General features: G+C 71.5%; 18 protein-coding genes. 8 read left to right on the forward strand and 10 right to left on the reverse strand.

Translation table 11 applies throughout. The annotated features are described in order from the left end of the window. The first annotated feature begins 33 nt into the window (after window positions 1-33). A complete protein-coding gene (locus tag ACZ6I3_RS29315) occupies window positions 34-1,323 on the forward strand; it encodes a DUF2637 domain-containing protein (protein WP_469418640.1) in 1,290 nt (429 codons plus the stop codon). Between the two features lie 42 nt (window positions 1,324-1,365). On the opposite strand, the gene lysS is transcribed toward ACZ6I3_RS29315, so the two are convergent. Beyond that, window positions 1,366-3,108 (reverse strand): lysine--tRNA ligase, encoded by a 1,743-nt coding sequence (gene lysS / locus ACZ6I3_RS29320; protein ID WP_469418642.1) that lies wholly within the window; start codon window positions 3,106-3,108, stop codon window positions 1,366-1,368. Between the two features lie 142 nt (window positions 3,109-3,250). Here lysS and argS point away from each other — a divergent pair, with 142 nt between their 5' ends. After that, the gene (gene argS, locus ACZ6I3_RS29325) at window positions 3,251-5,005 is read left to right on the forward strand and encodes an arginine--tRNA ligase (RefSeq protein WP_469418644.1); all 1,755 of its coding nucleotides are present in this window, start codon (window positions 3,251-3,253) and stop codon (window positions 5,003-5,005) included. Between the two features lie 77 nt (window positions 5,006-5,082). Here the strand turns inward: argS and ACZ6I3_RS29330 are convergent, their stop codons facing one another. Continuing rightward, window positions 5,083-5,466, reverse strand: coding sequence for a peptidase inhibitor family I36 protein (locus ACZ6I3_RS29330; protein ID WP_469418645.1), 384 nt, complete (start codon window positions 5,464-5,466; stop codon window positions 5,083-5,085). 305 nt (window positions 5,467-5,771) lie between these two features. On the opposite strand from ACZ6I3_RS29330, the gene ACZ6I3_RS29335 reads away from it, so the two are divergent. Both ACZ6I3_RS29335 and ACZ6I3_RS29340 read left to right on the forward strand, forming a co-directional pair. Then, window positions 5,772-6,539 carry a peptidoglycan-binding protein gene (locus ACZ6I3_RS29335; RefSeq protein ID WP_469418647.1) on the forward strand — a complete coding sequence of 256 codons (768 nt, stop codon included), beginning with the start codon at window positions 5,772-5,774 and terminating at the stop codon, window positions 6,537-6,539. Next, window positions 6,536-7,366: a helix-turn-helix domain-containing protein gene (locus tag ACZ6I3_RS29340; protein ID WP_469418649.1), complete on the forward strand. Its 831-nt coding sequence runs from the start codon at window positions 6,536-6,538 to the stop codon at window positions 7,364-7,366. The genes ACZ6I3_RS29335 and ACZ6I3_RS29340 overlap by 4 nt, the downstream gene beginning before the upstream one ends. Before the next feature lie 45 nt (window positions 7,367-7,411). On the opposite strand, the gene ACZ6I3_RS29345 is transcribed toward ACZ6I3_RS29340, so the two are convergent. Further along, window positions 7,412-7,912, reverse strand: coding sequence for a DinB family protein (locus ACZ6I3_RS29345; protein ID WP_469418651.1), 501 nt, complete (start codon window positions 7,910-7,912; stop codon window positions 7,412-7,414). 79 nt (window positions 7,913-7,991) lie between these two features. On the opposite strand from ACZ6I3_RS29345, the gene ACZ6I3_RS29350 reads away from it, so the two are divergent. Beyond that, window positions 7,992-8,777, forward strand: a complete 786-nt coding sequence (locus ACZ6I3_RS29350) for a DUF4253 domain-containing protein (RefSeq protein WP_469418652.1) — start codon at window positions 7,992-7,994, stop codon at window positions 8,775-8,777. Between the two features lie 25 nt (window positions 8,778-8,802). Here the strand turns inward: ACZ6I3_RS29350 and ACZ6I3_RS29355 are convergent, their stop codons facing one another. Continuing rightward, entirely contained in the window at window positions 8,803-9,705 is a 903-nt protein-coding gene (locus tag ACZ6I3_RS29355; protein WP_469418654.1) for an SAM-dependent methyltransferase, read from the reverse strand. Between the two features lie 86 nt (window positions 9,706-9,791). Here ACZ6I3_RS29355 and ACZ6I3_RS29360 point away from each other — a divergent pair, with 86 nt between their 5' ends. Beyond that, entirely contained in the window at window positions 9,792-10,148 is a 357-nt protein-coding gene (locus tag ACZ6I3_RS29360) for a hypothetical protein (RefSeq protein WP_469418655.1), read from the forward strand. Window positions 10,149-10,175: 27 nt separating this feature from the next. On the opposite strand, the gene ACZ6I3_RS29365 is transcribed toward ACZ6I3_RS29360, so the two are convergent. Beyond that, entirely contained in the window at window positions 10,176-11,567 is a 1,392-nt protein-coding gene (locus tag ACZ6I3_RS29365; protein ID WP_469418657.1) for a helix-turn-helix domain-containing protein, read from the reverse strand. A gap of 227 nt (window positions 11,568-11,794) precedes the next feature. Between ACZ6I3_RS29365 and ACZ6I3_RS29370 the strand changes: the two genes are divergently transcribed. Further along, window positions 11,795-12,463, forward strand: coding sequence for a DUF4232 domain-containing protein (locus ACZ6I3_RS29370; protein WP_469418659.1), 669 nt, complete (start codon window positions 11,795-11,797; stop codon window positions 12,461-12,463). A gap of 8 nt (window positions 12,464-12,471) precedes the next feature. Here the strand turns inward: ACZ6I3_RS29370 and hemB are convergent, their stop codons facing one another. Further along, the gene (gene hemB, locus ACZ6I3_RS29375) at window positions 12,472-13,470 is read right to left on the reverse strand and encodes a porphobilinogen synthase (RefSeq protein ID WP_469418661.1); all 999 of its coding nucleotides are present in this window, start codon (window positions 13,468-13,470) and stop codon (window positions 12,472-12,474) included. A gap of 321 nt (window positions 13,471-13,791) precedes the next feature. Here hemB and ACZ6I3_RS29380 point away from each other — a divergent pair, with 321 nt between their 5' ends. Next, complete coding sequence (locus ACZ6I3_RS29380) at window positions 13,792-15,180, forward strand: FAD-binding oxidoreductase (RefSeq protein ID WP_469418662.1); 1,389 nt, start codon at window positions 13,792-13,794, stop codon at window positions 15,178-15,180. A gap of 51 nt (window positions 15,181-15,231) precedes the next feature. On the opposite strand, the gene ACZ6I3_RS29385 is transcribed toward ACZ6I3_RS29380, so the two are convergent. Genes ACZ6I3_RS29385 through ACZ6I3_RS29400 form a run of 4 tightly spaced genes read right to left on the reverse strand, consistent with a single transcriptional unit; the run spans window position 15,232 to window position 20,352 of the window. Beyond that, a complete protein-coding gene (locus ACZ6I3_RS29385) occupies window positions 15,232-16,938 on the reverse strand; it encodes a bifunctional uroporphyrinogen-III C-methyltransferase/uroporphyrinogen-III synthase (protein WP_382827181.1) in 1,707 nt (568 codons plus the stop codon). Further along, window positions 16,935-17,894 (reverse strand): hydroxymethylbilane synthase, encoded by a 960-nt coding sequence (hemC, locus tag ACZ6I3_RS29390; RefSeq protein WP_469418664.1) that lies wholly within the window; start codon window positions 17,892-17,894, stop codon window positions 16,935-16,937. The genes ACZ6I3_RS29385 and hemC overlap by 4 nt, the downstream gene beginning before the upstream one ends. Continuing rightward, window positions 17,891-19,591 carry a glutamyl-tRNA reductase gene (locus ACZ6I3_RS29395; protein WP_469418666.1) on the reverse strand — a complete coding sequence of 567 codons (1,701 nt, stop codon included), beginning with the start codon at window positions 19,589-19,591 and terminating at the stop codon, window positions 17,891-17,893. The genes hemC and ACZ6I3_RS29395 overlap by 4 nt, the downstream gene beginning before the upstream one ends. Beyond that, window positions 19,588-20,352: a redox-sensing transcriptional repressor Rex gene (locus tag ACZ6I3_RS29400; RefSeq protein WP_469418668.1), complete on the reverse strand. Its 765-nt coding sequence runs from the start codon at window positions 20,350-20,352 to the stop codon at window positions 19,588-19,590. The genes ACZ6I3_RS29395 and ACZ6I3_RS29400 overlap by 4 nt, the downstream gene beginning before the upstream one ends. Between the last annotated feature and the right edge of the window lie 232 nt (window positions 20,353-20,584).

A 20,584-nucleotide genomic window follows, 5' to 3' on the forward strand; every position in this document is an offset into this window, starting at 1 on the left:
CGCGCAACAGCACGCAAGGGGAGGGGAAGACGGGTGGCCGCGCCACTGCAACTGACTCGGACGCACCGCGTTCTCATCGGCGTGGTCGTGGCCGGTGCCGTGATCATCGCCGGCATCGGCTTCGCCGGTTCGTACGCCGCGGTCCGCGAGTTGGCCCTGAAGAAGGGCTTCGGGAACTTCTCCTACGTCTTCCCGATCGGCATCGACGCGGGCATCTGCGTCCTGCTGGCCCTGGACCTGCTCCTCACCTGGATCAGGATCCCCTTCCCGCTGCTGCGTCAGACGGCCTGGCTCCTGACCATGGCGACGATCGCCTTCAACGGCGCGGCGGCCTGGCCGGATCCGCTCGGCGTCGGCATGCACGCGGTGATCCCGGTCCTGTTCGTGGTCTCGGTCGAGGCGGCCCGCCACGCGATCGGCCGGATCGCCGACATCACGGCCGACAAGCACATGGAGGGCGTCCGCCTCACCCGCTGGATGCTCTCCCCGGTCCCCACGTTCCTCCTCTGGCGCCGCATGAAGCTCTGGGAGCTCCGCTCCTACGACCAGGTGATCAAGCTGGAGCAGGAACGTCTCGTCTACCAGGCGCGGCTGCGCTCCCGCTACGGCCGCAGCTGGCGCCGCAAGGCTCCGGTGGAGTCCCTGATGCCGCTGAGGCTGGCACGCTACGGCGTCCCGCTCGCGGAGACGGCCCCGGCGGGCCTGGCGGCGGCGGGCATCGAACCGGCGCTGATCCCGCCACCGCCACAGCGGTCGGCGCTGGAGGCCAACCCCGCTGCGGGCAATCGTGCGGCTGAGGCGGCGCCCGTCCCACCGAAAGCACCTCGAAGCGAGCAGCGCCCACAGCTCGAGAGCGACCCCGACGCCGAGTACGTGGAAGAAGTACTCGGCCCAGACCAGAGCCCGTGGTTCAACGCTCAACGCGAGGTCGACTACCAGGGCGGCTACGACCCGGCCTACAACCCCGAGCAGTACGCCCAGTGGATCGCGGAACAGCAAGAGGCCGAGCGGTACGACCCCCAGTACGAACAGGCACCCGCCACCCCGGAGGACACCGGCAGCTTCCAGATCCCGGTCGGCCCCAACCGCACCCGGGAACTCGGCGACGGCGGCGGCACCCCACCGGCCCCCGAGCCGGACGAGGAGGCGTACTACCAGGTCTTCAAGCAGTCGATCAACGGCAGTTACCCGACGCCCAACCAGCTCCTCGACAACGTGGAGGCGGAGTACGGCATCCGCCTGGACACCACGGAGGGCAAGCGCATGGTCGACCGCTTCAGCAGCCGCCACTACCAGGAAATGGAAGAAGAGCACATCGCGTGACGAAGGGGCCCTGACACCAGGGCCCCTTCGTCACGACGGCGACTACTCCCCGAGCAGCGCCCGGACCCGCTCCTGCCCCACCGCCAGCAGCAGCGTGGGCAGCCGCGGCCCGGTGTCCCGCCCGACCAGCAGGTGGTAGAGCAGCGCGAAGAAGGACCGCTGGGCCGTCTTGATCTCCGGCGGCAGCTCCTTCGGCGTCGCGTCGGCGGAGAACCCGGCCTGCACCTTCGGCACGCCGTAGACGAGATGCGTCAGCCCGTCGAGCGACCAGTGCCCGGCGAGCCCGTCGAGCAGCAGCCTCAGCGACCGCTGGGAGGCCTCGTCGAGCGACTTCAGCAGCTCGGCGTCGGGCTCGTCGCGCACGATCGTCCGCTGGTCTGCGGGCACGTGCGTGTTGATCCAGGCCTCGGCCTTGTCGTACCGCGGCCGCGCCTCGTCGATCGAGGTCAGCGGCTGCTCCGGGTCCAGCTCGCTGAGGATGCGCAGCGCCTGGTCCGCGTGCCCGGCGGTGATGTCCGCGACGGACGCCAGCGTCCGGTACGGCAGCGGCCGGACCGTCCGCGGCAGCTCACCGGCGGCCGTACCCACCGCACGGGCGTGCGCGGCGGCGTCGGCGGGCAGGACGCTGCCGTCGGCGACCTTGGCATCCAGCCGGTCCCACTCGTCGTACAGCCGCTGGATCTCCTGGTCGAAGGCGACCTTGAAGGACTGGTTGGGCCGGCGCCGGGCGTACAGCCAGCGCAGCAGCTGCGGTTCCATGATCTTCAGGGCGTCCGCCGGGGTCGGCACGCCGCCGCGCGAGGACGACATCTTCGCCATGCCGCTGATGCCCACGAAGGCGTACATCGGCCCGATGGGCTGCTGCCCGCCGAAGATCCCGACGATCTGCCCGCCGACCTGGAACGACGACCCGGGAGAGGAGTGGTCGACGCCGCTCGGCTCGAACACGACCCCCTCGTACGCCCACCGCATCGGCCAGTCGACCTTCCAGACCAGCTTGCCGCGGTTGAACTCGTTCAGCCGGACCGTCTCCGAGAAGCCGCACGCGGTGCAGGCGTACGTCAGCTCGGTGGAGTCGTCGTCGTAGGACGTGACGGCGGTGAGGTCCTTCTCGCAGTTGCCGCAGTACGGCTTGTACGGGAAGTAGCCGGCGGCGGTGGAGCTGCCGTCGTCCTCACCGGCCGCGCCGGAGCCCTCGGCGGCCTCCAGCTCGGCCTCGTCGACCGGCTTCTGCCCCTGCTTCTTGGCCGGGGCCTTCTTCGTCCGGTACTGGCCGAGGATCGCGTCGATGTCGCCGCGGTGCTTGATGGCGTGCAGGATCTGCTCGCGGTACACCCCGGAGGTGTACTGCGCGGTCTGGCTGATCCCGTCGAACTCCACGCCCAGCTCGGCCAGCGACTCGACCATCGCGGCCTTGAAGTGCTCGGCCCAGTTCGCGTACGAGGAGCCCTTCGGCGCCGGGACGGAGGTCAGCGGCTTGCCGATGTGCTCGGCCCAGGACTCGTCGACGCCGGCGATCCCGGCCGGGACCTTGCGGTAGCGGTCGTAGTCGTCCCAGGAGATGAGGTGGCGCACCTGGTGGCCCCGGCGGCGGATCTCGTCGGCGACGAGGTGCGGGGTCATGACCTCGCGCAGGTTCCCGAGGTGGATGGGGCCGGACGGTGAGAGTCCGGACGCGACGACGACGGGTTTGCCCGGGGCCCGACGCTCCGACTCCTCGATGACCTCATCCGCGAAACGGGAGACCCAGTCGGTGGTCTCGGTGCTCTGAGCCACGATCGGCACGTCCTTCTTTCTCCAGGGCAGCCGTACGGTCAACGGCCGGTGCCCATTCTCCCAGACGGCATCCCGCCCGGGAAAACGGCTTTACGCCCCGTGGGATACTGAGCGTGTCTATCGATTCCACGAGGAGAACGGCATCCATCCCATGACCTCGGTCACGTCGCTCACCGCTCAAGTACAGCAGCGTCTCGCGAACGCCCTGTCGGCCACCCGGCCGGAGGCCGACGCCGACCCGCTGCTGCGACGTAGCGACCGGGCCGACTTCCAGGCCAACGGGATCCTGGCCCTCGCCAAGAAGGCCAAGTCGAACCCCCGGGAGCTGGCGACGGAGGTCGTCGGCAACATCGTCACCGGTGACGTGATCAAGGACGTCGAGGTCTCCGGCCCCGGCTTCCTCAACATCACGATCGCCGACCGGGCGATCACCGAGAACCTCGCCGCGCGGCACGCGGACGGCGAGCGTCTCGGCGTGCCGCCGAAGGAGAACGCGGGCATCACGGTCGTCGACTACGCCCAGCCGAACGTGGCGAAGGAGATGCACGTCGGCCACCTGCGGTCGGCGGTCATCGGCGACGCCCTGCGCGGCATGCTCGACTTCACCGGCGAGAAGACGATCGGCCGGCACCACATCGGCGACTGGGGCACCCAGTTCGGCATGCTCATCCAGTACCTGTTCGAGCACCCCGGCGAGCTGGCCCCCGCGGCCGACGTCGACGGCGAGCAGGCGATGAGCAACCTGAACCGGGTGTACAAGGCGTCGCGTGCGCTCTTCGACGCGGACGAGGAGTTCAAGGAGCGGGCCCGGGGGCGGGTCGTCGCCCTGCAGTCCGGTGACAAGGAGACGCTCGAGCTGTGGCAGCAGTTCGTGGACGAGTCGAAGGTCTACTTCTACTCGGTCTTCGAGAAGCTCGACATGGAGATCCGCGACGAGGAGATCGTCGGCGAGTCCGCCTACAACGAGGGCATGCCCGAGACCGCCCGCATCCTGGAGGAGACGGGTGTCGCGGTGCGCTCCGAGGGCGCGCTGGTGGTGTTCTTCGACGAGATCCGCGGCAAGGACGACCAGCCGGTCCCGCTGATCGTGCAGAAGGCCGACGGCGGCTTCGGCTACGCGGCCTCCGACCTGACGGCGATCCGCAACCGGGTCCAGGACCTGCACGCCTCGTCCCTGCTCTACGTCGTGGACGTCCGTCAGTCGCTGCACTTCAAGATGGTCTTCGAGACGGCCCGGCGGGCCGGCTGGCTGAGCGACGGCGTCACCGCGCACAACATGGGCTACGGCACGGTGCTCGGCGCGGACGGCAAGCCGTTCAAGACGCGTGAGGGCGAGACCGTACGCCTTGAGGACCTGCTGGACGAGGCGGTGCAGCGGGCCGCCGAGGTCGTACGGGAGAAGGCACAGGACCTCACCGAGGACGAGATCCAGGAGCGGGCCGCGCAGGTCGGCATCGGCGCGGTGAAGTACGCGGACCTGTCGACGTCGCCGAACCGGGACTACAAGTTCGACCTGGACCAGATGGTGTCGCTGAACGGCGACACGTCGGTCTACCTCCAGTACGCGTACGCCCGGATCCAGTCGATCCTGCGCAAGGCCGGCGAGACGAAGCCGGTCGCGCACCCGGAGCTCGAACTCGCCCCGGCGGAGCGGGCGCTCGGTCTGCACCTGGACGCGTTCGGCGACACGGTCTTCGAAGCGGCCGCAGAGTACGCCCCGCACAAGCTGGCCGCGTATCTGTACCAGCTGGCGTCGCTGTACACGTCGTTCTACGACAAGTGCCCGGTCCTCAAGGCCGAGACGCCCGAGCAGATCGAGAACCGCCTGTTCCTCTGCGACATCACGGCCCGCACCCTCCACCAGGGCATGGGCCTGCTGGGCATCCGGACGCCCGAGCGGCTCTGATCCCGCCCTCTGACGACAGGCCGAGGGCGGCACTCCCCCGTGGAGTGCCGCCCTCGGGCGTTGTGGAGAGCCGCCGGTCAGCGGCAGTTGACCCACTCGTTGGACTTCTGGAACCAGACGGTGTCGCCGGTCCCCTTGACGCCCCGGGCGAGAACCCCGGTGTCGCCGCGGAAGTTCTTCTCCGTGTACCACTTGTAGTCGCAGGACCTGCCGTGGTTGTACCAGGACTTGAAGCCCTGGAAGACCACGAACGGGGTGAGGTCAGCGTTCTTGCCCTCGACCTTCTGCATGCGGCCGGTGTAGTCCTTGCCTGCCCAGACGCAGAACCAGCCCGACGGACAGTCCGACGCCGCCTGGGGCGACGCCTCCGCCGCACCGGCCGTACCCGCGTTGCCGGCCAGCAGACCACCGGTCAGCGCGATCCCCCCGGCCATGACGGCGAGCTTCCTGGTCATTCGCATGTGCTTCCCCCTTTGTGACGGGCCGACCGCACCGGCCGGCTCGACAACGAGACTGCGGGCCGGGAGCCCGGCTCCACCACACCCGCCCCGGAAGTGACGTGCTCACGGGACGTCCCACCCCCTGACCTGCCCGGACATCACGCGCCGGGACGGTACGGCGGGACGCTCGCGGCGTGCGGTGGCCGAATCGGTAGGGGGCGGCAGGGGGATCGGAACCGATGTATGGGGCACCGCGTGGATGCTGATGCAGAATGCGGCGGTAAGGGGACCGCTGACCACGGTCCGCGAACGCGAATGGGGGGAACATGTCGCGTTGGAAAGGGCTGCCCGAAGAACTGGACCCGCGCGTACGGCAGTTGGTGGTGCGATTACGCCGGGCCAAGGACCACAGCGGACTGAGCCTGCGCCGGCTCGCGGCGAAGACGGGCTACAGCACGTCGTCGTGGGAGCGCTACCTCAACGGCAAGTCACTCCCGCCCAGGGATGCCGTCGAGGCGATGGCCCGGCTCGACGGTGACGATCCGACCCGGCTGCTGGCGCTGCACGAGGTCGCCGCCGAGGCATGGGGCACGGCGTCCGAGCACCACGGACCGCCGACCGGGCCCGGCACCGGCGCACCCCTCCCCCACGGCCGGGCGCTGCGCATCACCCTCATCGCCGGGTCGGTGGCCCTGGTGCTGGCCGTCGCCACCGTGGTCCTGCTCGCCGTACGGCTCACGGACGGCGAGGGCAAGGCGGCCGCGACCCCGCTCACCGCGTCCGCGGCCGCGCAGGCACCGGGGTCGCCGAAGCGGTCGGAACGCCCCACCTACACCTGTGAGGCGGAGCGAATCGACGGCCGCTGGTACACGGGCAACAGCCGCACCCGGAAGGCCGTCCTGGCGAAGGGCCACGCCGGACCCGAGGTGGCCGAGGCGCAGTGCCTGCTGCATCGGGCGGGCTTCTCGCCGGGAGCCGTGGACGGCATCTTCGGCCCGCACACGCAACGCGCGGTCAAGGAGCTGCAGAAGCACTCCGGCCTGGTCGTGGACGGCATCGTCGGCCCGCACACCTGGAAGGCCCTGCGGGGATGACGCGGCCCCCGCGGCACGCGCTGCCGCCGGAACGCGCCCGACTGGCCGCCGCGCTGCGGGAGTTGCGCACCGGCACGGGCCTGAGCCTGGCGGCCCTCGCGGCGAGGACCACCTTCAGCAAGTCGTCCTGGGAGCGCTACCTCAACGGCAAGACGCTCCCGCCCGGCCAGGCGGTGCGGGAGCTGTGCCGCCTCGCGGGCGAACCGGAGGGCCGCTGCCTGGCGCTGTGGGAACTCGCGGAGTCGGAATGGAGCGGCCGGGCGGCGGCGCGGCCCACGGACGCGCCGGTGCCCGCGGACTCCCCGGGCGCGGACGCCGGGCATCCCGCGGGCGGCAGGGGCGCGGTCATGGCGATCCTCGCCTCGGTCTGCGCGATCGCGGCCGGCGGCCTCTCGGTCGCTCTGGTCCTCGTCGCGGGCCACACCGGCGACAGCCGGCCCGCGGTACCGCCCTCCTCCGCACCGACGCCCCGCTGTCTGGGAGCCACCTGCGAGGGCCAGGACCCGATGCCGATGAGGTGCGGCACGCACCCGCTCACCCTGGCCTCGCACCACACGGCCACCGGAGCGCAGCTCGAACTGCGCTACAGCGCGGAGTGCGGGGCGGGCTGGGCCAGGATGTGGAGCACGCGCATCGGCGACCGCCTGGAGATGGACCCGGCCGACGAAGTCACAAGCCGCCCGCACACCGCGGAGATCACGGACGGCATCGCCGCGCAGTCGTACGTCTACACCCCCATGACCGAGGCGAGACCCGGCGCAACCGTGCGGGCCTGCTTCCGCCCGGTGGCGGGAGGCAGCCGTGAATGCTTCGAGGCCCGCGTCTGACGGGTAGCCGTCGCCGTCCCGCCCTTCTGTGTCTCCGTCCCCGTCTCAACGCTGAGCCGTGCTGCTCGCACCGTCCAGTGCCTCCCGGATGATGTCCGCGTGCCCGGCGTGCTGGGCCGTCTCCTGGATCAGACGCAGCAGGATCCGGCGCGCCGACCAGTACTCACGCTCCGGCGGCGACCAGGGAGTCGTCGGCAGGGGTACGCAGTGGTCCAGATCCGGCAGCCCGGCCAGGGCCTCGTCGGTCGCCCGCGCGGCGGTGGTGTACGCCTCCAGCAGCCCGTCGAGCGTGTCGCCCTCGGCCATCCGGTACTGCTCCATGTCGAGCATTCCGTCCGGCAGTTCACCGTCGCCCCTGACCATGACCCGCGTCCACGCTGCCTCCCCTTGAGCAAGATGCTTCACGATCCCGCCCAGGGTCAGCTCGCTCACGGTCGTACGCCGGGCGGCCCGCTCGTCGTCGAGTCCGCGCACGGTGATCAGCAGCAGTTCCCGCTGCTCGGCGAGCGCGTACGACAGGTCGGTCTTCTCCGAGGAAGTGGTCATGGAAGGACCGTACGGAGCAATTAGGTCAGCTCCCGTCCGCTGATGTCCCCTTGTCAGTGGTCGGATTTACAGTCAGCCCATGGCGACACTTCCGAACCCGCTCCCGACCCTGGCGGCAGACCCGAGCGGCCGCGCGCTGGGATTCAGGCTCCCCGCCGGGACACTGGTCGACAGCACCGACGAGGGCCCCTGGCACGAGCCGTTGCTGTGGTGCGCGCGGGAGCGGGCCGTGCCGGGCGGCTGGACGGCGCTGGAGCCGACCCGGCGGGTCGGGCTGCTGCCGGTCGTGCTCGACGTGGGGGACGGGCATGGCGGGCCGGACAGCTGGGAGTTGATGCCCGACGAGGTGTCCTACCCCGGGGATCACGACGCCGAAGAGGTGCTGGCGGAGTACTGGGAGGAGTGCGCGGCGGACGGCGACGCATGGCCCGGGCCGGCCGCCCCCATCGCCCGGGATCAGGACCCGGAGGCGGTCGCCACGGCCACCGCGGACTCGCTGCTCGAGGGCGGCGGTCCGCTCAAGGACCCTCGCCTCGCCCTGGTCCCGGCCCGCCGCAGCGCCGACATCCCGACGGCGATCGGCTGGACGGGCCCGGCGAACCACGAGGGCGACACGGCCCGTGTCAGCGCGGTACTGCGCTCCTGGGAGGACCGCTTCGGCATACGGGTCGTGGCCCTCGGCTTCGACCATCTGCTGGTGTCGGTCGCCGCCCCGCCCACCACCCTCGCGGAGGCGGAGGCCGTCGCCGCCGAGCACTTCGCGTTCTGCCCGGACAACGTCCTGCAGAGCACCGACCCCACCGTGCGGGCCTACGCCGAACGCCAGGTCATGAGCCGGCCGACCTGGCACTTCTGGTGGGACTGAGCCCCCGCCCCTCGGCCGTACCGGCTCAGCCCTTGGCCCCGATCCCCGCGTACACGTTGATGTCGGCGTCCGTGACGTCGTTGATGTCGCGGTAGCGGACCCGCTCGATGTCGTCGAGGCCGGCGAGGAAGGACTCCTCCGGCTGCTCGGGGACGGGGGCCGCGTGGTCGGGCCGCCAGTGGTGCGCCGGGACGACGCCCGGGTCGGCGATCTCCAGGAAGTTGTCCGTGAAGAACCGCTCGACCTCCGCCCGGGTCCGCAGCACGAAGGTGAACCCCCGCTCGGTGTAGGTCCGCTGGACCGCGCGGATCTTCTCGGGGTTGAGGTCCTCGGTGAGGTGGCTGAGCACCAGCCGGCTGCCGACGGGCAGCGCGTCGAGCAGCTCGCGCACCAGCGGATACGCCTCCCCGTCCTCGACGAAGTGCAGGATCGCGACCAGGCAGAGCGCGACCGGCTGGTCGAAGTCCAGTGTCTTGGCGGCCTGTTCGAGGATGCGGGCCGGGTCGCGCAGGTCGGCGTCGATGTAGTCCGTACGGCCCTCGGGCCCACTGGTCAGCAGGGCCCGCGCATGCGCGAGCACGACCGGGTCGTTGTCGACGTACACGACCCGCGACTCGGGGGCGACGCGCTGCGCGATCTGGTGCACGTTCTCGGCGGTCGGCAGCCCCGTGCCGATGTCGAGGAACTGCCGGATGCCGTCCTGCTCCACCAGCGTGGTCACCGCGCGGCGCAGGAAGTCGCGGTTGTGCCGAACGTCGAGGTATCCGCGGGGGTTGGCGGCGAGCCCGGCGGCGGCCGCTTCCCGGTCGGCCGGGTAGTGGTCCTTGCCCCCGAGAAAGACGTCGTAGACCCGCGCCGGGTGCGCCCTGCCGCTGTCGATCCTCCTCTGCAACTCGGCGGGATCCTGGCTGAGCGCGTCACCGGACATGGACGTCTCCCTGAAGAGTAGGTGGTTCAATCAGCAACCACTCCGACGGTCAACAACCTAACGCCTCAAGTGATTTGATGGTGCCCGTGCAGACCAGCGAGCGAGCGACGACGACCCTGTGGCGCCCCACCGGTCCCAGGGAACTGGACCTGCTGCGGGAGCTCGACTGGCGCGCCTGGCCGCCCCGGCTTCCCGAGCAGCCGATCTTCTACCCGGTCCTCAACGAGGACTACGCCGTCAAGATCGCACGCGACTGGAACGTCAAGCACGACGGCGCCGGCTACGTCACCCGGTTCGAGGTCGACTCCGAGTTCCTGAGCCGCTACCCGGTCCAGCAGGCCGGCGGGCGGACGATCCTCGAACTGTGGGTCCCGGCCGAGGAACTCGACGAGTTCAACGCCCACATCGTCGGGAAGATCGAGCTGGTCCACGAGTTCCACTGAGATCCCGTCAGCCAGCCAGCAAGCCGGTCACTGAGTGGTCCCCTCCTCGACCCATTTGTCACCGCCCAGCGGGAACTCGTACGCGGGGCGCCCGTTGTTCCCGCTCGTACGGAAGGGCCGGCCCTTGTCGTCCACCGTCAGCGTGCCGTGCCGGCTGCCGCTGGACCAGCTCAGCTCCAGGTACCAGCTGACGTCGTAGGCGGAGGCGTCGGCCCGGATGTAGTAGACCTCCGGGTCGGACTGGCTCACCGAGAACGGGAAGTCGTCATGGCCCGCCTCGGGGACGACGGAGGGACGCGCCGCATCGAGGGCGACCGTGAAGAAGCGCGTCGGGACGCCACCGCCGCAGCCGACGCCCGGATAGCCCATGGCGTAGTCGTTCCAGGCGAGCGGCGTCCGCTTGCCCGCCATACGGACCGTCAGCCCGTCGACGACCACCGTCTCCTTGCCGGTGCCCTGCACGGTGAGCTTCAGAAACTGCTGCCCCGACGGAACGGCCCCGTTCGCCGCCACCCAGGCGGGCGCGTCCTGCTCCAGCGGCGGCGGCCCGACCTGCCCCGGCGGACGGTTCACCAAGTAGCGCTGGGAACAAGGGTCTTCCCAGGCGTGCGGGGTGGTGTTCACAGTGAGAGGGGTCGGGCCGGAGGCGGGGCCGGTGGTACGACCGGGCCGGCCGCCGTCGGCGCCGGTGGCGGGGGCGCGTGAGCTGGGAGTCGCGGAGGCGGCCTCCTCCTCCTCCCTGCCCTTGTCCCCGCTCTTGCCCTTCTCCTTACGGCTGTCGGCGGAGGAACTGCCCGAGGGCGACGCCGAGGCGACCGTGTCCCCGTCCGGCGTCCGGCCACCGTCGGATACGGCAGCCGCGCCCCGACGCCCGTCGTCGTCCGCCCCGCCGGAGGGAACGGCCACGGCGAGCCCGACCCCGCCCAGGACGACGGCCGCGGCGATACCGGCGAGAAGCGCGGGACGAGGACGTCGTGACCGGGACTCCTGCGCGGGCACCGCCTCCGAAGGCGCGGCGTCGACAACCGGGGCCGGGGCGTCAGCATCCGAAGGCGCTGCCACCACGGGCTCGGCTACCACCACTGACTCGGCTGCCACCACGGGCGTGGCGACCACCGCGGGCACGGCCGCCCCCACAGGCTCGGCCGACCCCCCGCCCCCCTTGCGCCCCCGCCCGGCATCCGCCAGCACCCACCGCCGATGCAACTCGACGAGCTCCCCGGGCGACGCCTTGCACAGCCGGGCGAGCCTCTCCACCGGCGCGTAGTCGGCGGGCACGGCATCCCCGTTGCAGTACCGGTGCAGCGTCGACGTACTCATGTGGAGCCGCTTGGCGAGCACCCCGTAGCTCAGCCCCGAACGCTCCTTCAACTCCCCCAGCAGCGCGGCGAACTCCGCCGCGGCCGTGCCTTCCGACACGCTTCCTCCATCCCCCATGTCCCGTTCACCCGTTCCAGAGCAGGGACGTTTCCCCAGGTCATAGCGTGTACGGGCGTTCCAGCGTCCCTGATGGTCCGCCGGGTGTGGCGGCCGGGACGGATCACCGCACAAGCTCCGGTCATCCAAGCACGCCGCTCGCGGCCCACCGGTCGGCGGCTCGCTCGGGCCTTCTCGCCAACCGCCTTTGTCCGAAAGGGAACCCACCCATGCGCAAGCACCACGCTCTCCCCGTAGCCCTCCTGGCCGTCCTCGCCCTCACGGCGTGCGAGGACGGCACGGGCACACAGGACGAGGGTGCGGCCAAGCCCCAGCTGACGTCATCGACGACGACCGACGCACCCCAGCAGACGGCCACCGAGGCGAAGGGCGCGCAGTCCGGGACGACCGGCAAGGCGCAGGGCGGGACCTCCGGGGCCGCCAAGCCCACCGACCCCGCCGACCCGGCCAACCGCGTCTCCTGCAACGGCTCCAACACCACCGTCACCGCACGGCCGGTCCCCCGCCCCCTCAACCACATGCTGATCACGGTCAAGAACACCGGCTCGAAGTACTGCGACCTCACCTACTACCCGGTGCTGCGCTTCGACGAGATGCAGTGGGCCCCGCGGCCGATCGAGGACTCCAAGCCGCAGGCGGTCACGACCCTGGCCCCCGGCGAGTCCGGCTACGCGGGCGTGACACTGTCGGCGGCCGACGGCAGCGGCGACGGCGGCACCACCGGCCACAAGCTCGCTGTCGGGTTCCAGGGCCGCACGCCGAACAGCAGCGGCGGCCCCTCCGCGCTCCCGTCCCTCCCGGCCAAGGGCATGTACTACGACAGCTCGCTGACGACCACGTACTGGCTGCGGGACATGGACGAGGCCCTGACCTACTGATCCCCGGCCTACTGCTCCTTGAGCTTCTGGGCCACCTCGGTGGCCCAGTAGGTGAGGATGTTCCGCGCACCGGCCCGCCGGATGCCGGTCAGGGACTCCAGGATCGCCTGGTCCCGGTCGATCCAGCCCCTCTCGGCGGCGGCCTCGATCATCGAGTACTCGCCGGAGATCTGATACGCGGCGACGGGCACGTCCGAGGCGTCCGCGACCCGGGCGATGATGTCCAGGTAGGGCCCGGCCGGCTTGACCATCACCATGTCGGCGCCCTCCTCTAGGTCGAGGGCGAGTTCCCGCAGCGAGTCACCCACGTTCGCGGGATCCTGCTGGTACGTCTTCCGGTCCCCGCGCAGGGACGAGCCGACGGCCTCCCGGAACGGCCCGTAGAACGCGGAGGCGTACTTCACGGTGTAGGCGAGGATGGCGACATCCTCCCGCCCGATCTGGTCGAGGGCGTCACGGATGACTCCGACCTGCCCGTCCATCATCCCGCTGGGCCCGACCACATGGGCCCCGGCATCGGCCTGTACCTGGGCCATCTCGGCGTACCGCTCCAGGGTCGCGTCGTTGTCGACCCGCCCCTCGGAGTCCAGCACCCCGCAGTGCCCGTGGTCGGTCGTCTCGTCGAGACACAGGTCGGACATGACCAGCAGGTCGTCCCCCACCTCGGCCCGCACGTCCCGGAGGGCGACCTGCAGAATCCCGTCCGGATCGGTCCCGGGCGTCCCCAGGGCGTCCTTCTTCGACTCCTCCGGCACGCCGAACAGCATGATCCCGGAGACTCCGGCAGCGACCGCCTCCGCGGCGGCCTTCTTCAGACTGTCCCGGGTGTGCTGCACGACCCCGGGCATGGCCCCGATCGGCACCGGCTCACTGACGCCCTCGCGCACGAAGGCCGGAAGAATGAGATCGGCGGGGTGCAGACGGGTCTCGGCAACCATCCGACGCATGACGGTGTTACTCCGCAAACGCCGCGGCCGAGTACCGGGAAAAGATCCGTACGTCGTCATGCCCTCTACGCTACGCCCGCCCCAAACCCCCCGATACCGACGCCCTGTCGCGTAACTACGGGCATGCGCGCCGCCCCCGCTGCGGGCATGCGTGCCGCTAGGGGCGGCACGGGTGGGCGCAGCGGCACCCCGCTCCGCCGGGCTGCGAAACCCCCCGCCCTCAGCCCTCACGCCGAGCACCCTGAAGTCCACAGCCCCGCAATGCGCCCCCACCCACCCAGGTCCATCCTGAAACAGAAGACCAAGGACCCCGACGGCCCAGGCCCAGGCCTACGACCCCGCCGCCGCCGTCCCTCCGTACGCCGCCCCACGGAGGACGCGATGACCGCCCCCCACCACACCCCCGACCTCTTCGCCCTGTCAGAGATCCACGGCCCGGTCCTACGCCCCGGCGACCCCGCCTACGCCGACGAGGTCACCGGCTTCAACCTGGCCGCCCTCCACACCCCCGACATCGCCATAGGAGCCACCGGCCCCGACGACATCGTCACCGCCATGCGCTGGGCGAAGGCCACCAACACCCCCGTAGCCGTCCAGGCGACCGGCCACGGCGCCAACTTCCCCATCGACCAGGGCCTGTTGATCAACACGTCCCGCATGACGGACGTCCACACGGACCCCACCACCCGCACGGCCACCATCGCCGCGGGCGCGAAGTGGAGCCACGTCATGGCCGCCGCCGCCCCGCACGGTCTGGCCGGCCTCTGCGGCACCTCCACGGACGCGGGCGTCACCGGCTACACCCTCGGCGGCGGACTCCCCGTCCTCGGCCGCGCCTACGGCTACGCCGCCGACCTGGTCCGCTCCTTCCAGGTCGTCACCCCGGACGGCCACCTGCGCGAGACGGACCCCCGGCACGAGCCGGAACTGTTCTGGGCGCTGCGCGGCGGCAAGGGCAACGTAGGCGTCGTCACCTCACTCGTGACCGACCTGCTTCCCCTGGCCCGCCTCTACGGCGGCGGCATCTACTGCCCGGGCGAGCACACGGAGACCCTCCTCCGCACCTGGACGGACTGGACCCGCACCGTCCCGGACGAGATGTGCAGCATGTTCTCGGTCCTGCGCCTGCCGCCCATCCCCCAGATCCCGGAGCCCCTGCGCGGCGGCTTCTGGGCCCGGGTCGCGATCGCCTGGCCGGGCGACACGGCCGAGGGCGAGGCCCTGATCGCACCGCTCCGCGAAGCCGCCCCCGTAACGGTCGACACGGTCGAGGAAATGGACTACGCGGCCCTGGACCGCATCCACATGGAACCCCGGGACCCGCTCCCGGCACGGGAGTGCTGTCTGCTCCTGCGGGACCTGTCCCCGGAGGCCGTCAGCACGCTCCTGGAGCAGGCCGGCCCCGCCGCCGGCGCCGACCACCCGCTCCTGGTCGTCTCGCTGCGGCACATGGGCGGCGCGATGGCCCGCCCGTCCGCCGTCGAGGACGCCGTCTGCGCCCGCGACGCCCGGTACCTCCTCGAATCGGTCGGCATCCTGGCCGCCCCGCCCGTCGCCGAGGCCCTCGAACAGGCGACGACCCGGCTCTACACCGCGATGGCCCCCTACGGCACGGGCCGCACCATGGTCAACATCCACGGCACCCCGGGCGGCGAACAGGACATCGCCCGCGCCTGGACCCCGGAGGTCTACGACCGCCTGCGCCACGACAAGGCCACCTACGACCCGGCGAACCTGCTGCGCTACGGCCACGCGGTGACTCCCGCGTAGCCGCAGCCACACCCTCGATCCGCCTACGCCCGTCCTACCTACCGGACCGGCTCACGTCGTCGAACGCCGCCGCCGCGCCCCCGGCCGCCGCTCGCTCGGCCGGGTGACCGCGTCCCCGGCCTCGACAGCGGCGGCTCTGCGCTTCGCGCCGAAGTCGGCCAGTGCCTCGGCCAGCTTGTGCACGGACGGCTCGGGCGCCATCACGTCCACCCGCAGCCCGTGCTCCTCGGCGGTCTTCGCCGTGGCCGGGCCGATACACGCGATCACGGTCACGTTGTGCGGCTTGCCGGCGATGCCGACCAGGTTCCGCACGGTCGAGGACGACGTGAACAGCACGGCGTCGAACCCACCGCCCTTGATCGCCTCGCGCGTCTCCGCCGGCGGCGGCGAGGCCCGCACGGTCCGGTAGGCCGTGACGTCGTCGACCTCCCAGCCCAGCTCGATCAGCCCGGCGACCAGCGTCTCCGTGGCGATGTCGGCACGCGGCAGGAACACCCGGTCGATCGGGTCGAAGACCGGGTCGTACGGCGGCCAGTCCTCCAGCAGCCCGGCGGCACTCTGCTCCCCGCTCGGCACCAGGTCCGGCTTCACACCGAAGGCGATCAGCGCGTTGGCCGTCTGCTCACCCACCGCCGCGACCTTGATCCCGGCGAAGGCCCGGGCGTCGAGCCCGTACTCCTCGAACTTCTCCCGCACGGCCTTGACCGCGTTCACCGAGGTGAAGGCGATCCACTCGTAGCGGCCCGTCACGAGCCCCTTGACCGCGCGCTCCATCTGCTGGGGCGTGCGCGGCGGCTCGACGGCGATGGTCGGCACCTCGTGCGGCACGGCCCCGTACGACCGCAGCTGGTCGGAGAGCGACGCCGCCTGCTCCTTCGTGCGCGGCACGAGCACCTTCCAGCCGAACATCGGCTTGGACTCGAACCACGCGAGCTGGTCGCGCTGGGCGGCTGCGGAACGCTCACCGACCACGGCTATCACCGGCCGGCCGCCGTCCGGCGAGGGCAGCACCTTCGCCTGCTTCAGCGTCTGCGCGATGGTGCCGAGCGTGGCGGTCCAGGTGCGCTGCCGGGTGGTCGTACCGGCGACGGTGACCGTCATCGGGGTGTCCGGCTTGCGGCCCGCGGAGACCAGCTCGCCGGCCGCCGCGGCGACGGAGTCCAGCGTTGTGGACACGACCACCGTGCCGTCCGACGCCCCGACCTCCGTCCAGCACCGGTCCGACGCCGTCCGCGCGTCCACGAACCGCACGTCCGCGCCCTGCGCGTCGCGCAGCGGCACACCGGCGTACGCGGGCACACCGACGGCGCTCGCGATACCGGGGACCACCTCGAAAGGCACCCCGGCGGCGGCGCACGCCAGCATCTCCTCGGCGGCGTACGTGTCGAGGCCCGGGTCACCGGACACCGCACGCACGACCCGCCTGCCGCCCCGCGCGGCCTCCATGACAAGATGTGCGGCATCCCGCACCGCGGGGACCGCGGCGGTGGTTGACGTGCCGTCAACTACCGTCAGCTGGGGCGTTCCTGTGCCCGGCGCCGGATCCTGGGAAGGATCCGAATCCGTGTGCACCTCGGAGACGCCCTGCCTGGCGTGCTGACGTACGACGTCGAGCACCTCGTGCTCGGCGACGAGAACGTCCGCGCTCGCCAGCGCCTCTACGGCGCGCAGAGTTAGCAGTCCCGGATCTCCGGGTCCGGCACCCAGGAAGGTGACGTGCCCGTGTTCAGGACCGGCGGAAAGGGTGGTGGGGCTCAATGTGCTCGCTCCCCCATCAGACCGGCCGCGCCCTGGGCGAGCATCTCGGCCGCGAGTTCGCGACCGAGCGCCATTGCCCCGTCGTGCGTCTCGGGCACGGGACCGGTGGTGGACAGCTGCACCGTGCGCGTGCCGTCGGTCGTACCGACGACGGCGCGCAGGCGCATTTCCTTGACAATCTGCCCGTCGGCCAGCAAGTCGGCCAAAGCGCCCACGGGAGCGCTGCAGCCGGCCTCCAGGGCGGCGAGCAGTGACCGCTCGGCCGTCACGGCGACCCGCGTGAACGGGTCGTCGAGCTCGGCGAGCGCGGCGACGAGGTCCGCATTGCCTGCGGCACACTCGATCGCTAGTGCCCCCTGGCCGGGGGCGGGCAAAACCGTGTCGACCGACAGGAAGTCGGTCACCTCGTCACCGCGGCCGATCCGGTTCAGTCCGGCGGCGGCCAGCACGACGGCGTCGAGCTCACCGCCCCGCACGTATCCGATCCGGGTGTCGACGTTGCCGCGGATCGGGACCGTCGCTATGTCCAGTCCGTGGCCGCGCGCGTACGAGTTGAGCTGGGCCATGCGGCGGGGCGAACCCGTACCGATGCGGGCCCCGCTCGGCAGGTCGGTGAACTTCAGCGCGTCCCGGGCGACGATCACGTCCCGCGGGTCCTCCCGCACGGGTACGGCCGCCACGACCAGGTCGTCGGGCTGCGCGGTCGGCAGGTCCTTCAGCGAGTGCACCGCGAAGTCGACCTCGCCCTTGAGCAGCGCGTCGCGCAGGGCGGTCACGAACACGCCGGTGCCGCCGATCTGGGCGAGCTGCTCGCGCGAGGTGTCGCCGTACGTGGTGATCTCGACGAGCTCCACGGGCCGCCCGGTCACCCGGGTCACGGCCTCGGCCACCTGCCCGGACTGGGCCATGGCGAGCCTGCTCCGCCGGGTACCGAGCCTCAGCGTCTTGTCGGTCATGCCGGGCCTCGGTCTTTCTGCGTAGTGCTGTCCTCGGCGCGGGAGACGGCGGCCACCGTCTCGGGGTCGAGGTCGAACAGGGTCCGCAGCGCGTCCGCGTACCCGGCGCCGCCGGGCTCGGCCGCGAGCTGCTTGACCCGTACGGTCGGCGCGTGCAGCAGTTTGTCGACCACGCGCCGCACGGTCTGGGTGATCTCCGCACGGTGCTTGTCGTCGAGGCCGGGCAGCCTTCCGTCCAACCGGGCGATCTCGCCTGCCACGACATCGGCGGCCATGGTGCGCAGGGCGACCACGGTCGGCGTGATGTGCGCGGCCCGCAGTGCCGCCCCGAAGGCCGCGACCTCGTCGGAGACGATACGCCGGACCTGGTCCACATCGGCAGCCATCGGAGCGCCCGCGGAGGCTTCCGCCAGCGATTCGATGTCCACCAGCCGCACGCCGGCCAGCCGGTGCACGGCCGCGTCTATGTCGCGCGGCATCGCCAGGTCCAGCAGGAAGAGCACGGGCTGCGGCCGCGGCGGCTCCTCGACGGGCTCGGGCCTGCGCCGCTCGGGGATGCGCCCGACGGCGGCCGCGGTGGCCGCGAGGGCGCCGATCAGTTCGGCGTCGGCCTCGGGGCCGATGCGGGCGCCCTCCCGGCGGTCGACGGTGCCGCCCGCGACCCATGCGGCGTGCTGCTCCAGCGTGGCGGCGTCCATACCGGCCACGGCGGCCTCCCCCATGACGGAGAAGCCGGGCTGCACGGCGGCCAGGTCGAGCGGGCAGTTCTCGTCGTTGCCGACGGTGGTGGGCGGCGGTTCGGCCTGCCGGGGCTCCGCACGCCGGTCGTCCTCGATCTCGGCGGCGGGCTGTCCGGTGCGCCCCTCCACCGCGGCGGCGACCGCCTCGGCCGTCAGAACGAGGCCGGTCGCGCCGGTACAGGAGACGGCGACGTCGGCACGTGTCAGCTCGGCCGGCACCGATTCCATCGGGACCGCGCGGGCCGCCACGTCCGTGTCGTCGCCCTCCATCAAGATCTGGGCGAGGCGCTCGGCCCGGTCAAGGGTCCGGTTGGCGACGACGACCTCGGCGACACCGGCACGCGCGAGCGTCGCCGCCGCCAGGGAGGACATCGAACCGGCCCCGATGACCAGGGCCTTCTTGCCCCGGGCCCATTCCTGTATGTCACCGCCCCGCGCCAGCTGCTCCAGGCCGAAGGTGACCAGGGACTGGCCCGCGCGGTCGATGCCGGTCTCGGAGTGGGCGCGCTTGCCGACCCGCAGGGCCTGCTGGAACAGGTCGTTCAGCAGGCGGCCCGCGGAGTGCAGGTCCTGGGCCAGGGCCAGGGAGTCCTTGATCTGGCCGAGGATCTGTCCCTCGCCGACGACCATCGAGTCCAGCCCGCAGGCCACCGAGAACAGGTGGTGGACGGCCCGGTCCTCGTAGTGCACGTAGAGATAAGGGGTGAGCTCCTCAAGGCCGACCCCGCTGTGCTGGGCGAGCAGCGTGGACAGCTCGGCGACACCGGCGTGGAACTTGTCCACGTCGGCGTAGAGCTCGATGCGGTTGCAGGTGGCGAGCACCGCGGCCTCGGTGGCCGGCTCGGCGGCGACCGTGTCCTGCAGCAGCTTGACCTGCGCGTCCGCGTTCAGCGAGGCCCGCTCCAGGACGCTGACCGGGGCGCTGCGGTGGCTGAGTCCGACGACGAGAAGGCTCATGCCGGCATCACGGCGGGCATGTCCCCGTCAGGCCCCTGGTCGGCGGACTCGTTGCGGGCGGCGACGGCCGGGGCGCCCCCGTCGGAGGCGGCGGCCCCCTCGCCGGCCTTGCGCTGCTCGTGGAAGGCGAGGATCTGCAGCTCGATGGAGAGGTCGACCTTGCGCACGTCGACGCCCTCGGGCACGGACAGCACGGTCGGCGCGAAGTTCAGGATGGAGGTGACACCGGCGGCCACGAGCCGCTCGCAGACCGCCTGGGCGGCACCGGCGGGGGTGGCGATGACACCGATCGACACGCCGTTGTCCTGGATGATCTTCTCCAGGTCGTCGGAGTGCTGCACGGGGATCCCGGCGACGGGCTTGCCCGCCATGGCCGGGTCGGCGTCGATGAGCGCGGCGACCCGGAAACCGCGGGAGGCAAAACCGCCGTAGTTGGCGAGCGCGGCACCGAGGTTACCGATACCGACGATCACAACCGGCCAGTCCTGCGTGAGCCCCAGCTCACGGGAGATCTGGTAGACGAGATACTCGACGTCGTAGCCGACACCCCTGGTGCCGTACGACCCCAGGTACGAGAAGTCCTTGCGCAGCTTCGCGGAGTTGACCCCCGCGGCGGCCGCGAGCTCCTCGGAGGAGACCGTGGGTACCGAGCGCTCCGACAGCGCGGTCAGAGCGCGGAGATACAGCGGAAGCCGGGCGACGGTGGCCTCGGGAATCCCTCGGCTGCGGGTCGCCGGTCGGTGAGTTCGGCCAGTTGCCACGGTGCTCCTGCGGGTAGAGCGGGGCTGTAGGCGGCCATACGTCCCTACATGACCGCCCCGTCGAAAGCAGGCTATGTCTTTGTGAACGCGTGCACAAAGATGGTGTCCGTTTTGCCCGCCCAACGTGACCGGGCTCACGCGCCCCCGGCGCACTCCCGGGGAACCGGCGCACAAGCACCGTCGTTCCTTCGCTTCTGGGGGCAAAACAGCACACTCTCCTCTGTGTATCCCG

The sequence above is a fragment of the Streptomyces sp. NPDC041940 genome, from assembly GCF_055589465.1.

Bases quoted from the DNA above. Each gene is read 5' to 3' on its own strand.
- argS (WP_469418644.1), top strand. From the start codon at position 3,251: ATGACCTCGGTCACGTCGCTCACCGCTCAAGTACAGCAGCGTCTCGCG.
- ACZ6I3_RS29330 (WP_469418645.1), bottom strand. From the start codon at position 5,466: ATGCGAATGACCAGGAAGCTCGCCGTCATGGCCGGGGGGATCGCGCTG.
- ACZ6I3_RS29335 (WP_469418647.1), top strand. From the start codon at position 5,772: ATGTCGCGTTGGAAAGGGCTGCCCGAAGAACTGGACCCGCGCGTACGG.
- ACZ6I3_RS29340 (WP_469418649.1), top strand. From the start codon at position 6,536: ATGACGCGGCCCCCGCGGCACGCGCTGCCGCCGGAACGCGCCCGACTG.
- ACZ6I3_RS29345 (WP_469418651.1), bottom strand. From the start codon at position 7,912: ATGACCACTTCCTCGGAGAAGACCGACCTGTCGTACGCGCTCGCCGAG.
- ACZ6I3_RS29350 (WP_469418652.1), top strand. From the start codon at position 7,992: ATGGCGACACTTCCGAACCCGCTCCCGACCCTGGCGGCAGACCCGAGC.
- ACZ6I3_RS29355 (WP_469418654.1), bottom strand. From the start codon at position 9,705: ATGTCCGGTGACGCGCTCAGCCAGGATCCCGCCGAGTTGCAGAGGAGG.
- ACZ6I3_RS29370 (WP_469418659.1), top strand. From the start codon at position 11,795: ATGCGCAAGCACCACGCTCTCCCCGTAGCCCTCCTGGCCGTCCTCGCC.
- hemB (WP_469418661.1), bottom strand. From the start codon at position 13,470: ATGACGACGTACGGATCTTTTCCCGGTACTCGGCCGCGGCGTTTGCGG.
- ACZ6I3_RS29380 (WP_469418662.1), top strand. From the start codon at position 13,792: ATGACCGCCCCCCACCACACCCCCGACCTCTTCGCCCTGTCAGAGATC.
- hemC (WP_469418664.1), bottom strand. From the start codon at position 17,894: ATGACCGACAAGACGCTGAGGCTCGGTACCCGGCGGAGCAGGCTCGCC.
- ACZ6I3_RS29395 (WP_469418666.1), bottom strand. From the start codon at position 19,591: ATGAGCCTTCTCGTCGTCGGACTCAGCCACCGCAGCGCCCCGGTCAGC.